Genomic DNA, 13,776 nt, shown 5'->3' with positions numbered 1-13,776 from the left:
CTCGCCCTGGAAACCAGGGACATTCAAACACCCCAAGGCGCGCCCATATTCAAGATCAACTTCTACGATGTGGGAGATGGCGTGTTCATGTTCGACCCGGAGAAAAAGGACAACCGCTCCTCGATCTGGAACCTGAATTCGGACCAGAAGGCGAAGATCGAAGCGGGAGTGAAATACTGGGCAACGGTAATCAAGCCGAACGCCGGGCAACTCCCCGCCACCATCAACGTTGGCACCTTCAATGAAGATAACGCAGCGGGCACCAGTTATCCCAACAGCGAGGATCAATCCCCCAGCATCACCCAGTTACAGGCCGCGCTGACCGGTAAAAGCCGCAGTCCCGATCAGTACGGGGCCGACGGCTTCTTCCTGATAGGCAAGTTGAAGTTCGATACCCAGTCTTACCAGCCATCTCAATTGCCGCGCACCGGGGCTTTCGATCTGGCTGCCACCGCGTCTCACGAACTGGCTCACGCTCTAGGCGTAATGACCTCAGTCAGCGACAAGGACGGTGAAAACTCCGACACCCCCTACTTCGACAAGCAGCTCAGCCTCTGGGAAAGCCACCTGCGCGATGACAATGGCAACCCGGCCCGCCCGAACCAGGTCGTGCTCTGCACGGGCTGCGACAACGACTACGATCCGGACGGCTTCGATCTCCGCAAGGACCAGGGCTACTTCACCGGGAAGAACGTCTCCGACGTCCTGGCCGGTGCCATGCCGGGCCTTCCGGTCCGCGCACGCTCCGCCGATGGCAGCGTCGATGACGACTACATGAGCCACATCGAGCTGAAGAACAGCCTGATGAGCCACCAGAATTACCGCAACTACACCACCTTCATGGAGGCGGAACTGGCGGCGTTGCAGGACCTGGGCTACCAGATCGACCGTCGCGACCTGTTCGGTTATTCGGTCTACGGCGATAACCAGACGATCTACAACCAGAATGGTTACTTCCAGCGCGACCCTTCCGGCACCCGCTATCTGGTGGGCAGTTACAGCCAGACCTTGCTCGGCCTGGGCCTGCACGTTTACGGCAGCTACAACCAGATCTTCCAGCAGGCCGATCTTCTGACCCGCGGCGCCGGTGCAGCGGGTGTTCGCGTCGACGGCGAAGGCAACACGCTGGTGGTCGAGCCGGGCACGCGCATCCATGCTGACGGCCAGAACGGGGTGGGCGTCCTGTTCGCCTATGGCAAGAATCATGAGTTCGTCCAGCGCGGCGATATCGAGGCCCTGGGGGAAGGCGGTGTCGCCGCCAAGTTCAGCTTCGGCCAGAACCTGGTGGGCAGCCTCGGGAAAGGTTCGGAATATCGCGGCTCCTACTTCCAGTTCAAGGACAGCAGGGTGCTCCCCAATCCGTTGCCCGAGCTCATGGGCGCGCTGGTCAACAACGTCGACATCAGCGGCCGCCTGGCGGGCAGGAGCGCCGCGATCCTCATCGAGGACTCGGCGCTGGTCAACCGGATCAACATTCTCGCCGGCGCCCAGCTGGAGGGCGGCATTTACTCGAATTACAACACCTGGAACAACGTCGAGTGGCGCTACACAGAACTGAACTTCGGTCTGCTGAACGACGGCCAGGGCCATGCCCTGGACCAGGCCGACCCGAACTTCCGCATGACCTACAACGGTGACATCCAGGGCAGCAACAACCTGGTGCTGAACCTGCGCGGCGGCCAGACCTCCCTCGGCGGCGAGCAGGAGCTCTACGCCGTCAACGTGAGCGAAGGCGCAACCCTCTCCGGCAACAGCACCTACACGATCAATGACAACGGTGCCTTCACCAACCGTGGCACCGTGGCGCCGGGCAACTCCTTCGGCACCCTGACGGTGGACGGCGATTACCAGCAGACCGACACCGGTCAATTGCTGGCGGAGGTCAACGACAAGGGCCAGCACGACACCCTGAAGGTCAACGGCAACGCCAGCCTCGCTGGTCGCCTGAGCGTCGCGCCGCAGCGCGGCTGGTACTCGCCGCAATGGTCGATGAGCTCCCGCCAGTTGCTGACCGCCACCTCCACCAGCGGCGCCTTCGACCAGGTGGAAAGCCTGTCCCCATCGCCCACCCTGTCCCTGCTGGCGACCCCGCAGAGCAACGGCGCCTACCTGCTGCGCTTCGAGCGCGCCAGCGACGCCTACAGCCAGTACGCCACCAGCCAGAACGGCCGCGCCGTCGGCGAGGCCCTGAGCCGGGACGTCCCCGCCAACGCCGACAGCGACACCCGGAAGCTCTACACCACCCTGGACTTCTCCAACCCCGACGGCAGCACCATCGCCAGGGCGCTGGAGCAGCTCTCCCCGTCCGCCTACAGCGCCATGATGGCCAGTTCTCTGCAGCGCGAGCAGCAAGTGGCCGACGCCATCAGCGCCCGCGAACCGGGCAGGCTGCGTGACGATGAGTGGCAGACCTTCATCCAGCCCTTCGGCGGCAATTCCCGGCAGAACAGCGATCACGATACCGTGGGCTACACCACCGACAGCTACGGCGTGATCTTCGGTGCGGAAACCGCCGCCTCCAGCGACGGCGCGCTGATCGTCGGCCTGCACGGTGCTGCCAACAAGCAGAACGTCAGCCTGAAAGACCCGCAGCGTGGCAGTGGCGACACCTCGGCGCTGGAGCTGGGTGTTCACGCCCGTTACGCCGCAGACCCGATGGCAGGCAGCTACCTGCTCGGCAGCGCCCGCGTCGGCTACGAGAGCGGTGAACTCAAGCGCAAGATCGACTTCGACGACTACTCCGCGCGCAACAAGGCCGACTGGACCGGCACCAGCGCGTCGCTGGTCGGCGGGGGCGGCTATCGCTTCCAGCTGAACGAGAACGTCAGCCTGGGTCCGATCGCCACCCTGACCTACACCAGCCTGTGGCGCGACGGCACCCACGAGAAAGGCGCCGATGGCTCGGCCCTGAAGTTGGAATCGCAGCAGTTCGATTCGCTGCGCTCCAGCATCGGCCTGAACAGCGCGATGAACTTCCCGCTCGAAGGCGGCCGCGCCATCAAGGCCGAGGGCCAGGTCACCTGGAACCACGAACTGCTGAACACCGACCTGATCCAGGACGCGACCTTCGCCACCTACCAGGGCTCCTCGTTCCGCAGCAAGAACACCGTCATGGACCGCGACTCCATGGGCGTGCGCGGCAACGTCCGCTACTCGCTCAGCGAGAACGTCGACATCGGCGCCGGGGTTGCCAGTGATCTGTTCCGCACCGGCTACAACTCGGTGTCGGGCAACCTGTCGCTGGACTGGCGTTTCTGACCCACCCTCCCCGCGCCCTGCGCGGGGAACCATCTTCCTCGGTGCTTGCCGCCCTTCGGGGCGGCTTTTTTCACAGGCGGTCCAGCGGAATTCGCAGGTACCGCACGCCGTTGGCTTCCGCCTCCGGCAGCTCGCCCGCACGCATGTTCACCTGGATCGACGGCCAGATCAGCGCCGGCGCATGCAGCCCTGCATCGCGCTGCTGGCGCATGCTGACGAAGGCGTCTTCGCTCACCCCCTCATGCACGTGCACGTTTTCCTGGCGTTGCCGCACCACGCTGGTTTCGAACTCATGATGATCGCGATTGGCAGTCAGGTAGTCGTGGCACAGGAACAGCCGCGTCTGGTCCGGCAAGGCGAACAGTCGCTGGATCGAGCGGTACAACTGCCGTGCATCGCCGCCGGGAAAGTCGCACCGGGCTGTGCCGTAGTCGGGCATGAACAGGGTGTCACCCACGAACGCCGCATCACCGACCAGGTAGGTCATGCAGGCCGGCGTATGGCCGGGCGTGTGCAGTGCCTGGGCCTGCAGTTCGCCGATGCTGAAGCGCTCGCCATCTTCGAACAGATGGTCGAACTGGCTGCCGTCGCAGGGGAAATCTTCATCCAGGTTGAACAGGCCGGCGAAGGTGCGCTGAACCTGGGCGATGCTCGATCCGATGGCTAGCCGGCCGCCCAGTTCGCCCTTGAGCCAGGCGGCGGCGGACAGGTGATCAGCATGCAGATGGGTTTCCAGCAGCCACTCCACCGTCAGCGCCTGCTCGCGAACGTACTCGAGTATCTGGCGGGCGCCGGCGTTGCCAACGCGGCCGGCGGCGGCATCGTAGTCCAGCACCGGGTCGATGATGGCGCAGCGCCCAGTGCTGTGATCCGCCACCACATAGCTGTAGGTGGATGTGGCGGGATCGAAGAAGTGCTGGATGGTAGCGCTCATGTGGGTCTCCTCCTGGTCTCGATTTTCCATTCGTAGCCCGCCATCCCCACCAGCATGGCGATGCAGAACAGCGCTCCCTGCCAGTAGCCGGCAGCGAAGGTCACCAGAGCCGGCCCCGGACAAATGCCGGCAATGCCCCAGCCAACGCCGAACAGCAGGCTGCCGCCGATCAGTCGGCCATCCAGTTCACGGCGCTGCGGCAGTTGCATCAGGCCGCCCAGCAGCGAACGATGCTGCCGCCGCGCCCAAGTGAAAAACGGTAGACCAACCGCGATGGCGGCGAACATCACCAGCGCCAGCGACGGGTCCCACGCCCCGGCGAGATCGAGGAACCCCAGCACCTTGGCCGGGTTGGCCATGCCGGCCAGCAGCAGGCCGAAACCGAACAGCAGGCCGGCCAGCAAAGCGACGATGCGGCTCATGCTCCACTCCCCAGCATATGACGCACGACAAACACGGTGGCAAAGCCGGTGCCCATGAAGCACAGCGTCGCCACCAGCGAGCGACCGGAGAGCCGCGACAAACCGCAGACGCCATGCCCACTGGTGCAGCCGGAGCCAAACCGGCTGCCGACACCGACCAGCAGGCCCGCCACCACCAGCGTCATCCAGCCGGCCTCGAAGCGAATCTCCGGCAGCGGGCGCAGCGCCAGCCACAACAGCGGCGCAGCCAGTATTCCGAGCAGGAAGAACAGCCCTTCGCCCTTCCAGCCGGCGCTCTTGAACAACCCGCCGAGCAGGCCGCTGATGCCGGCGACACGGCCATCGAGCGCGGCATACAGCCCGGCCGAAAGACCGATCAGTGCGCCACCGGCCAGGGCGCTCCACGGCGTGAAATGAGCCCAGTCGATCATCTCGCCTGCTCCGCGCAGAACAGCCGGTACAAGGTCTCGATCACCGCCAGTGCCTGCTGGCTGGCAATGCGGTAGTAGACCTGCTTGCCATCGCGGCGGGTCTCCACCAGCTCCTCGCGGCGCAGCACGGCCAGTTGCTGCGACAGGGTAGGCTGGGTGATGCCGGTACAGGCTTCCAGCTCGCCGACGTTCAGCTCGCCCTGGGCCAACTGGCAGAGCAGCATCAGGCGGTCGGTGTTGGCCAGCGCCTTGAGCAGCTGGCAGGCGGATTCAGCGGATTGGTGCAGGCGCAGGGCGTCGGCGGGTTCGAGCGTGGTGGCGGTCATGGGGACGATCTACCAATATACAATCTATATTTTTATAGATTGTTTTCCGCGCCCTGACCAGCCCCTCCCCCTTCATCAGATCAGCGGTTTCTCGTACCGCCAGGCATCGGCGCCGTCTTCGTAGAAATTGGCGATCCGGCCGAAGCGGCGATAGCCACGCCGCTCATAGAGGCCAATGGCGACGCAGTTATCGACGCGCACCTCGAGCCGCAACGCCCTGCAACCGTGCCGCGCGGCACTACGCTCCGCCTGTTCCAGCAATCCGCTGCCCAGTCCCCTGCCGCGAGCCTGCTGCGAGGTCGCCAGCGAATACAGGCGCGCCACCTTCGTGCCCCGGCGAAACAGCAGCAAGGCGTAACCGAGCAACTCGTTGCCCTCCTGCGCCACGATCAGCTCGGCACTCGGTGCGGCGATCATCTGGCGAAAGCTGCGCGCACTCAGACGGTCCTGGTGAAAAGTGCCCTCCTCCAGCGCCACAAGACCCGCTAAATCGGCACGGGTGGCAAGGCGATATAACAGCGGCATGGGTTCTCCGTAAAACTTTCGTCATGAACCGGGACATTTCGGGAAGTTGTTGCTTAATAGACACACGGCAACTTCCAGACAGGTCCGTGAACAATGTCTTCGCTACACACTAACTTCCATGAAAAGTTGAATGCAAGCTCCCTCCAGACTGTCACCGAAGCCTCTGCGGAGCCGCCTTCAGCCCGCTCCAGCCAAGTCCTGATCATCGTCGAGCGCAAGGAAGATTGGGCTTCGTATATTCCCAGCGAAGACATGCTGAGCGCACAGGAATACCTGGAAGACTCCCGCCAGTTCGAAGCGGGGAAACGCTTCCAGGTGATAAATCTGTGTCGCAACTATAAATACCTGGGCCACGGTTATTATTGTTCCCTGCTCGCCGAGGCGCGCGGGCACAAGGTGATCCCATCGGTACGCACGATCAGCGAACTGGCGAAGAAATCCCTCTACGGGCTGGCCCTGGACGGCCTGGAAAAAACCCTGGAGAAAGCCCTCGACCAGCATCCCTGCGCCAGCACCGACGGCTTCACCCTGCGCCTGTACTTCGGCCGCACCGACCTGGAGCCGCTGCAGCCCATCGCCCGCCAGCTGTTCGAGGCCTTCCCCTGCCCGATCCTGCTGGTGGACTTCCGCCGCACCGATGCCTGGCATATCGCCGGCGTTCGCCCCGGCGCCCTGCACAAGCTGCGGGAGAATCAGGAAGACCAGTTCGCCGACGCCCTCGACCGCTTCAGCCGCCGCGTCTGGCGCCAGCCCAACTCGCGGCGCCTGGCGCGCTATGACCTGGCCATCCTGCACAACCCGGCGGAAAACCTGCCGCCGTCCAATGCCGCTGCGCTGCAGAACTTCGTCCGCGTCGGCCGGCAGCTGGGCATCGACGTCGAACTGATCGAGAAGAAGGACTACGCGCGCCTGGCCGAGTACGACGCGCTGCTGATCCGCGAGACGACTCGCGTCGACGACCATACCTACCGCTTCGCCAAGAAGGCTGAACGCGAGGGACTGATCGTGATGGACGACCCGGCTTCGATCCTGCGCTGCACCAACAAGGTCTACCTGACCGACCTGCTGCGCGGCCAGGGCCTGGGCATGCCGGACACGGAAATCCTCTACAAGGACAACCCCCAGGAACTGGAGCGCGTCGGTGCACGGCTGGGCTTCCCGCTGGTGCTGAAGATTCCCGACGGCTGCTTCTCCCGTGGCGTCTACAAGGTCGAGGACGCCCAGCAACTGCGCAGCGTCAGCGCCGAACTCTTCGAGCACTCGGTGCTGCTGCTCGCCCAGGAGTACCTCTACACCGAGTACGACTGGCGCATCGGCATTCTCAATCGCAAGCCGGTGTTCGCCTGCCAGTACTTCATGTCCCGCGGGCACTGGCAGATCGTCGAGCACAAGGCCAGCGGCGAGGTGATCGGCGAATGCCACACCCTGCCGGTGGAAAGCGCACCGCCGGCCGTGGTGGAACTGGCGCTGAAGACCGCCAGCCTGATCGGCGACGGCCTGTACGGCGTGGACCTCAAGGAGGCGAACGGCGAGGTGGTGGTGATCGAGGTGAACGACAACCCCAACCTCGACGCCGGCATCGAAGACGCCTGTCTCAAGGACGACCTCTACCGCCAGGTGCTGGAGGAATTCATCCGCCGCCTGGAACTCAAGCGGCGCGGCCAGGCGCTGTGATCCCCCTCAAGGAGAACCCCATGGAAGCCACGCACATCGGCCTGACCATCCTGATCGCCATCGTCGTGTTCGGCACCGCGATCAACTATTTCGATCGCCGCATGAAGCCGCGCGAGGTGCGCGAGCAGGCCAGGCGCAAGGCTCAGCCGAAGCGCACGCAGTAGATCGGCGGCAGGTTCATCGACAGGCATTGCCAGTGATCGCCGCCGTTCTCCGACAGCCACAGTCCGCCGGTGGTGGACCCCATCGCCAGGCACACGCCATCGTCGTCCACCGCCAGGCCGTGACGGTACACCAGGTCGAAGGCCGCGCCCTGCGGCAGGCCGCTGTCGAGCACTTCGAAGCTGGCGCCGCCATCACGGGTACGGGTCACGACGAAACGGGCATCCACCGGAATCCGGCAGACGTCCTTCACCGCGGGGACGAACCAGGCGGTGTCCGGCCGGGTCGGGTGGACGGCGACGGCAAAGCCGAAGCTCGACGGCTTGACCTGCACGTCGCTCCAGCGCGCGCCGCCATCGGTGGAGGTGAAGATGCCGTTGTGGTGCTGCACCCACAGGCGCTGCGGCTGCGCGGGACAGTGCACCAGGCGGTGCGGGTCCTGGATGGCGCCCTCCTCGCGCAGCTCCGGCGGCATGTAGTCGGCGTACATGCCGCTGGTGGTGAGGCGCCAATTGGCACCGCCATCGTCGCTCTGCCAGACGCCACCGCAGGACACGGCAATGGTCAGGTGCTGGCTGTCGCGCGGGTCGACGCTGACCGAGTGGATGCCCGGCCAGTCGTAGCCGCCGCCCATCCAGTGCGAGCGTTCGGGGCGGTCCCAGAGCGAGCGATTGAGCTCCCAGCTATCACCACCGTCGCTGCTGCGGAACAGGCCGCCGGGTATGGTCCCGGCCCAGAGCACGCCGGGCTCGGCGGCGCCGCCAATCTCCAGGCACCAGATCTGCTGCAGGACCCAGGGTGCGGGCGGGGCTTCCCCCTCCTGGGGCGCGGGCAGCGGATCGGGTTGCGGCGGATAGGTCGGCACGGCGATCTCCTGCCAGTCCTCGCCCGCCCGCTGACGCCAGAGCTTGCAGCCGAAGTGGCCGAGGTTGAGGGCGGCGTAGAGGGTTTCATCGCGCGGGTCGGCGAGCACCGTGCTCAGCGGCTCGCCAATGAAATCCCGACGGGTTTCCTGCCAGCCGTCCGCGCCACGCTGGAAGGTGAACAGCCCCTTGCGGGTCGCCACCAGCAATCGATCATCCATCTTGCCCTCCTGATATGCCGCCTTGCCCTCAACCGCCGCTCAGGGCCTGGACCACGTAGACCTCGCTGTCCGCTGCCAGCGCATCGCTGAGGCGGGCGCGGTCACGCAGGCGCAGGCCGTCGATGAAGATCGTCAGGTGCCGGCGCAACCCGCCCTGGTCGTCGAGCAGGTAGCCGCGCAATTTCGGTGCTTCGACAAATACCGCTTCCAGCGCACCAGCGAGGTTCACCGCCGGCAACTCGCGCTCTTCGATGGGAACGTGACGCTGGATCGATGGGGCGAAAACGATGCGGCACATGGACGAGCCCGTGGCGGACGCTGATTGCCCCAGTCTAGGGCAGACGCGGCGGGCGCTCCGGGCGCTTCGACGAGGTGCGCGAAGAGCCACGCAAAGGCTCTGGAACGGCCTTCGTGGTGATCAGGAGAGAGCATTCAGTTTCGATTTGGCAAAACCAAACGTCGTGAAAATCACATTTAACAAACCCATACGCCGTGCGAGTCTGCGGAAATCGTCAGCCAAATCCTTCGACATGCACCTGCTCGTTTCGCCCGCACCGCTGGAACCCGTCGCCGCCCGCAAGGCCGGCAGCGTCGTCCGCCTGCCGCGCAAACATGCCCGCTGGCTCGAGCTGCAACCGCTGACCCTGCCTCTGGAACTGGCCTTCTGGGCGCTCTGGCATTGCCGCCACGCGCGCCCGCCCGACCACACCTCTCGCTGACCGGGCACCCCGCCCGACTTCGCCCGACGGAGCTACATTCATCGAAGAGCAGGGCTCATCAAGGCCATCGCTTTTCATCGAACAAGACGTAGCCCGTTGCATCGCTTGCCTGCCTTCAATCCCGTGCCGCTCGGCGCGGCCCTGGCCTGCAGGTCGTCAGCGCATCCGCGTGGATGCTAACGAGAGCCCCATGAATTTCGCCTCCGTGCAAGAAGCCCAGTATTTCCTGGCCCAGAATCCCGATATCGAGATGGTCGAGCTGTTCATCCTCGACGCCAACGGCGTGCCGCGCGGCAAGCTGCTGCACCGCGAGGAGCTGCTCGCCGTGTACCAGTCCGGCCGTCCGCTGCCCAGCACCATCCTCGGCCTCACCGTGCACGGCGAGGATGTGGAGGATTCCGGGCTGGTCTGGGACGTCGGCGATATCGACTGCCGCGCCTACCCGCTGGCCGGCAGCCTGGTGCGCCTGCCCTGGCGGCAGATTCCCACGGCGGCGGTACAGGTCAGCATGCACCCCGAACAAGGCAAGCCGGCGGACATTGCCGACCCGCGCCATGTACTGATCCACGTGATCGACGGCCTCAAGGCCGCCGGCTACCACCCGGTGATGGCCTGCGAGCTGGAGTTCTACCTGCTGGACGCCAAGCGCGACGCCCATGGCCGCCCGCAACCAGCGCTGGACGCCGACGGTGGCCGCCCGCGTGCCACTCAGGTCTACGGCCTGCGCGAGCTGGAGCAGATCGAACCCTTCCTCGCCGACCTTTATGCCGCGTGCAAGGCCCAGGGCATTCCGGCGCGCACGGCCATCTCCGAGTACGCACCGGGCCAGGTGGAAATCACCCTGGAGCACGGCGATGCGCTGGTCGCCATGGACCAGGCCGTGCGCTACAAGCGCCTGGTGAAGGGCGTGGCGCACAAGCACGGCATGCAGGCGTGTTTCATGGCCAAGCCGTTCGACGACCTGGCCGGCACCGGCATGCACATGCACGTGTCGCTGGCCGACGCCGAGGGCAACAACCTGTTCGCCAGTGAAGATCCGGCGGGCACTCCGCTGCTGCGCCAGTCCGTGGGCGGCATGCTGAAAAGCCTGCTCGACTCGCTGCTGCTGTTCTGCCCCAACGCCAATTCCTACCGCCGCTTCCAGGCCAACAGCTACGCACCGCTGGCGCCGACCTGGGGCTGTGACAACCGCACCGTGAGCCTGCGCGTACCCGGCGGCCCGGCCAATACCCGCCATGTGGAGCACCGCATCTGCGGCGCCGACGCCAACCCCTACCTGGCCGCCGCGGCCATCCTCGCCGGCATCCATCGCGGCATCCGCGAGGAGATCGACCCGGGCGCACCGGTGGAAGGCAACGGCTACGCCCAGGCCAAGGAACTGCTGCCCACCGACTGGCTGACCTCGCTGCGCGCGCTGGAGCGCTCCAGCTGGGCGCGCGATGCGCTGGGCCACGAATTCCTCGGCGTCTACCTGAAGGTCAAGCAGGCCGAGTACCGCCAGTTCATGGGCGAGGTCGGCGAGCAGGACTGGCGCTGGTATCTGACGCAGGCGTGAGGGCGCTCCCGCGCACCTCAGCCAAACCCTTGCCGTCATCGGGCAGGGGCAACCGAACAACAACAGGAACACCGAAATGAACGCTGCACTGAACCTCGCCACTCCCGCCCCCGAGCGCGCCAAGTCCTACTACTCCGCGAGCCTCAACGAAGAGACCAGCTACCCCACGCTGCAGGGCGAGGTGAACGTCGACATCGCCATCATCGGCGGCGGCTTCACCGGCGTCGCCACCGCCGTGGAGCTGGCCGAGCGCGGCTACAAGGTCGCCATCGTCGAGACCAACAAGGTCGGCTGGGGCGCCAGCGGGCGCAACGGCGGGCAGGTCACCGGCAGCCTCTCGGGCGACTCCGCCATGGAGAAGCAGATGCGCCAATGGCTGGGCGACGACGTCGACGACTTCATCTGGCACCTGCGCTGGCGCGGCCACGAGATCATCAAGAGCCGCGTGGAGAAGTACGGCATCCAGTGCGACCTGAAGTTCGGCCACCTGCACGCGGCGATGAAGCAGTCGCACATGGACGAACTGAAGGCCACCTTCGACGACGCCAAGCGTCGCGGCATGGGCGACGAGATCAGCCTGCTGGACGGTGCCGGCGTGCGCGCGCATCTGGAAAGCGACCTGTACTGCGGTGCCATCAAGAACACCCGCAACATGCACCTGCACCCGCTCAACCTGTGCATCGGCGAAGCCAAGGCCGCCGCCAGCCTGGGCACACTGATCTTCGAGCACTCCGAAGTGCTGGATATCATCCACGGCCCGCGTCCGGCAGTGGTCACCTCCGGCGGGCGGATCAACGCAGCCCAGGTGATGCTGGCCGGCGACGTCTACCACAAGCTGGAGCGCAAGCAGCTCAAGGGCATGATCTTCCCGGCCATGGGCGGCATCGTCACCACCAAGCCGCTGGGCGAGCTGGCCAAGCGCATCAACCCGCAGGACCTGGCGGTCTACGACTGCCGCTTCGTGCTCGACTACTACCGCATGACCGGCGACGGCCGCCTGCTGTTCGGCGGCGGAGCCAACTACTCCGGCCGCGACTCGCGCGACATCGCCGGCGAGCTGCGCCCGTGCATCGAGCGCACCTTCCCGGCACTCAAGGGCGTGGACATCGAGTTCCAGTGGAGCTGCGCCATGGGCATCGTGATGAACCGCATCCCGCAGCTGGGCAAGCTGTCGGAGAACGTCTGGTACTGCCAGGGCTACTCCGGCCATGGCGTGGCGACCACCCACATCATGGGCGAGATCATGGCCACGGCGATGACCGGCGACCTGGAGAAATTCGACACCTTCGCCCAGTGCAAGCACATCCGCGTGCCCATGGGCGACGTGTTCGGCAACCCGATGCTGGCCGCGGGCATGTGGTACTACCAGATGATGGAGAAGCTGCGCTGACACCAGGCCTCAAGGTCAACCTGTAGGAGCGAGCTTGCTCGCGAACCGCATTCCAGTGTCTTCGCCGGCAAACGCCTAAGCAGGATGGGTGGAGCTTGCGATACCCATGCTGCCGGTGCCCGGTCATCGATGGGTATCGCAAGCTCCACGCCATCCTACGTTCGTGCTTCGCCGTGCAGCAGGTGCGGGGGCCAATCTGGTCGCGGGCATGGCCCGCTCCTACAAGTGAGCATCCGTCGCAGCAGGGCGCCCGCTGCAGGCGCCAAGCGAAACGCCCTGAAACACCCACCCTCTCCGCCCGTACCCGCAGCCACTCGACACCACCGCCCCGCTCAGGGATAAAGGCTCCACTTCGAAATTGGAGTGAGCCATGCGTTTCCCCTCGATGACCGCCCTGCGCGTGCTGGACGCCGTTGCCCGCCTGGGCAGCCTGTCCGGTGCGGCCAGCGAACTGAGCCTGACCCGCAGCGCCGTCAGCCACCAGCTGCACAGCCTGGAAGACTGCCTGGGCATCCCGCTCACCGAGCGGGTTGGCCGCGGCATCGCGCTGACCTACCACGGCGAATGCTTCGCCCGCGAGACCCAGCGCGCCCTGGCGATCCTTAACGAGGCGCGGCGCTTCGCCAATGCCGAGGAAGTCTCCGGCCGCCTGTGCGTGAGCTGCACGCCCGGATTCGCCACCTACTGGCTGTGCCACCAGATCGGCAAGTTCCAGCGCGCACACCCGCAGGTGGAGCTCAACCTGGTCTCGCCGCGGGTACCCGACGACGTCAGCGACCGCGACGTCGACCTGTTCATCGCCTACGGCGTGGGCGACTGGACCGACCTGCACGTCGACCTGATCGCCACCCTGGACACCTTTCCCGTGTGCAGCCCGTCGCTGATCAACTCCGTCGGCGGCCTCGACTCGCCGGAAGACCTCGCCAGCCTGCCCTTCCTGCACATGGTCGATCACTCCGACTGGCTGCTGTGGACCGCCGCCGCCGGGGTGAAGAACCTCAACGTGCGCAACGGCATCGTCTTCTCCGATGCGCACCTGGTGCAGTCGGCGGCCATCGCCGGGCAAGGCGTGGCCATGGGCGATGCGCTGGTCAGCGGCGACGCCATGGCCAAGGGGCAGCTGGTGCGGTTGTTCAACGTCGCCATCGAACCGCCCAACCGCTACTACTTCGTCACCGATCCTGCCAAGTCCGAACGCCCCGACGTGCGGGCCTTCAAGGCCTGGATGAAGGCCGAGCTGCGGATGTCCGAGCAGTTCCGCCACAGCGGCCGGAGCGCCGTGATAGGTGAATGATT

The 13,776-nt window shown here is 65.6% G+C and carries 13 protein-coding genes and 1 pseudogene; 7 read left to right on the top strand and 7 right to left on the bottom strand.

Annotated features, from left to right (window positions below):
- Positions 1–87: 87 nt before the first annotated feature.
- Positions 88–3,258, top strand: coding sequence for an autotransporter domain-containing protein (locus tag IB255_RS25915; RefSeq protein ID WP_225595041.1), 3,171 nt, complete (start codon positions 88–90; stop codon positions 3,256–3,258).
- Between the two features lie 70 nt (positions 3,259–3,328).
- Here the strand turns inward: IB255_RS25915 and IB255_RS25910 are convergent, their stop codons facing one another.
- The 5 genes from IB255_RS25910 to IB255_RS25890 all read right to left on the bottom strand — a co-directional run bounded on the left by IB255_RS25910 (position 3,329) and on the right by IB255_RS25890 (position 5,896).
- Positions 3,329–4,192, bottom strand: coding sequence for an MBL fold metallo-hydrolase (locus IB255_RS25910; RefSeq protein WP_192211033.1), 864 nt, complete (start codon positions 4,190–4,192; stop codon positions 3,329–3,331).
- Positions 4,189–4,614, bottom strand: coding sequence for a DUF6691 family protein (locus IB255_RS25905; RefSeq protein ID WP_081518526.1), 426 nt, complete (start codon positions 4,612–4,614; stop codon positions 4,189–4,191). The genes IB255_RS25910 and IB255_RS25905 overlap by 4 nt, the downstream gene beginning before the upstream one ends.
- Entirely contained in the window at positions 4,611–5,045 is a 435-nt protein-coding gene (locus tag IB255_RS25900; protein ID WP_192211032.1) for a YeeE/YedE family protein, read from the bottom strand. Before IB255_RS25900 ends, IB255_RS25905 begins: the two co-directional genes overlap by 4 nt.
- Entirely contained in the window at positions 5,042–5,371 is a 330-nt protein-coding gene (locus IB255_RS25895) for an ArsR/SmtB family transcription factor (RefSeq protein WP_081518528.1), read from the bottom strand. The genes IB255_RS25900 and IB255_RS25895 overlap by 4 nt, the downstream gene beginning before the upstream one ends.
- Before the next feature lie 75 nt (positions 5,372–5,446).
- Positions 5,447–5,896 carry a GNAT family N-acetyltransferase gene (locus tag IB255_RS25890; RefSeq protein WP_081518529.1) on the bottom strand — a complete coding sequence of 150 codons (450 nt, stop codon included), beginning with the start codon at positions 5,894–5,896 and terminating at the stop codon, positions 5,447–5,449.
- Between the two features lie 180 nt (positions 5,897–6,076).
- On the opposite strand from IB255_RS25890, the pseudogene IB255_RS25885 reads away from it, so the two are divergent.
- Both IB255_RS25885 and IB255_RS25880 read left to right on the top strand, forming a co-directional pair.
- Positions 6,077–7,570: pseudogene (locus IB255_RS25885) on the top strand (RimK family protein); the annotation flags it as partial.
- 20 nt (positions 7,571–7,590) lie between these two features.
- Positions 7,591–7,734 (top strand): hypothetical protein, encoded by a 144-nt coding sequence (locus tag IB255_RS25880; RefSeq protein ID WP_167523213.1) that lies wholly within the window; start codon positions 7,591–7,593, stop codon positions 7,732–7,734.
- On the opposite strand, the gene IB255_RS25875 is transcribed toward IB255_RS25880, so the two are convergent.
- Together IB255_RS25875 and IB255_RS25870 are read right to left on the bottom strand one after the other, a co-directional pair.
- Positions 7,713–8,816: a WD40/YVTN/BNR-like repeat-containing protein gene (locus IB255_RS25875; protein WP_081518531.1), complete on the bottom strand. Its 1,104-nt coding sequence runs from the start codon at positions 8,814–8,816 to the stop codon at positions 7,713–7,715. The genes IB255_RS25880 and IB255_RS25875 overlap by 22 nt on opposite strands.
- Positions 8,817–8,844: 28 nt before the next feature.
- Positions 8,845–9,114 (bottom strand): MoaD/ThiS family protein, encoded by a 270-nt coding sequence (locus tag IB255_RS25870; protein ID WP_081518532.1) that lies wholly within the window; start codon positions 9,112–9,114, stop codon positions 8,845–8,847.
- 232 nt (positions 9,115–9,346) lie between these two features.
- Between IB255_RS25870 and IB255_RS25865 the strand changes: the two genes are divergently transcribed.
- The 4 genes from IB255_RS25865 (at position 9,347) to IB255_RS25850 (ending at position 13,774) form a co-directional block, all read left to right on the top strand.
- Positions 9,347–9,535 carry a hypothetical protein gene (locus IB255_RS25865; protein WP_081518533.1) on the top strand — a complete coding sequence of 63 codons (189 nt, stop codon included), beginning with the start codon at positions 9,347–9,349 and terminating at the stop codon, positions 9,533–9,535.
- A gap of 190 nt (positions 9,536–9,725) precedes the next feature.
- Positions 9,726–11,090, top strand: coding sequence for a glutamine synthetase family protein (locus tag IB255_RS25860; protein ID WP_081518534.1), 1,365 nt, complete (start codon positions 9,726–9,728; stop codon positions 11,088–11,090).
- Between the two features lie 76 nt (positions 11,091–11,166).
- Entirely contained in the window at positions 11,167–12,480 is a 1,314-nt protein-coding gene (locus tag IB255_RS25855; RefSeq protein WP_081518535.1) for an NAD(P)/FAD-dependent oxidoreductase, read from the top strand.
- Between the two features lie 370 nt (positions 12,481–12,850).
- The gene (locus IB255_RS25850; RefSeq protein WP_081518536.1) at positions 12,851–13,774 is read left to right on the top strand and encodes a LysR substrate-binding domain-containing protein; all 924 of its coding nucleotides are present in this window, start codon (positions 12,851–12,853) and stop codon (positions 13,772–13,774) included.
- Positions 13,775–13,776: the final 2 nt, after the last annotated feature.

This window comes from Pseudomonas sp. PDM22 (assembly GCF_014851965.1).
GTDB lineage: Bacteria > Pseudomonadota > Gammaproteobacteria > Pseudomonadales > Pseudomonadaceae > Pseudomonas.
The sequence above is the reverse complement of the archived record's forward strand: the minus strand, read 5'-3'. Positions and strand labels throughout refer to the sequence as shown.

Coding starts and splice junctions, on each gene's coding strand:
- IB255_RS25915 (WP_225595041.1), top strand. CDS start 88: ATGTTCGACCCGGAGAAAAAGGACAACCGCTCCTCGATCTGGAACCTG.
- IB255_RS25910 (WP_192211033.1), bottom strand. CDS start 4,192: ATGAGCGCTACCATCCAGCACTTCTTCGATCCCGCCACATCCACCTAC.
- IB255_RS25905 (WP_081518526.1), bottom strand. CDS start 4,614: ATGAGCCGCATCGTCGCTTTGCTGGCCGGCCTGCTGTTCGGTTTCGGC.
- IB255_RS25900 (WP_192211032.1), bottom strand. CDS start 5,045: ATGATCGACTGGGCTCATTTCACGCCGTGGAGCGCCCTGGCCGGTGGC.
- IB255_RS25895 (WP_081518528.1), bottom strand. CDS start 5,371: ATGACCGCCACCACGCTCGAACCCGCCGACGCCCTGCGCCTGCACCAA.
- IB255_RS25890 (WP_081518529.1), bottom strand. CDS start 5,896: ATGCCGCTGTTATATCGCCTTGCCACCCGTGCCGATTTAGCGGGTCTT.
- IB255_RS25880 (WP_167523213.1), top strand. CDS start 7,591: ATGGAAGCCACGCACATCGGCCTGACCATCCTGATCGCCATCGTCGTG.
- IB255_RS25875 (WP_081518531.1), bottom strand. CDS start 8,816: ATGGATGATCGATTGCTGGTGGCGACCCGCAAGGGGCTGTTCACCTTC.
- IB255_RS25870 (WP_081518532.1), bottom strand. CDS start 9,114: ATGTGCCGCATCGTTTTCGCCCCATCGATCCAGCGTCACGTTCCCATC.
- IB255_RS25865 (WP_081518533.1), top strand. CDS start 9,347: ATGCACCTGCTCGTTTCGCCCGCACCGCTGGAACCCGTCGCCGCCCGC.
- IB255_RS25860 (WP_081518534.1), top strand. CDS start 9,726: ATGAATTTCGCCTCCGTGCAAGAAGCCCAGTATTTCCTGGCCCAGAAT.
- IB255_RS25855 (WP_081518535.1), top strand. CDS start 11,167: ATGAACGCTGCACTGAACCTCGCCACTCCCGCCCCCGAGCGCGCCAAG.
- IB255_RS25850 (WP_081518536.1), top strand. CDS start 12,851: ATGCGTTTCCCCTCGATGACCGCCCTGCGCGTGCTGGACGCCGTTGCC.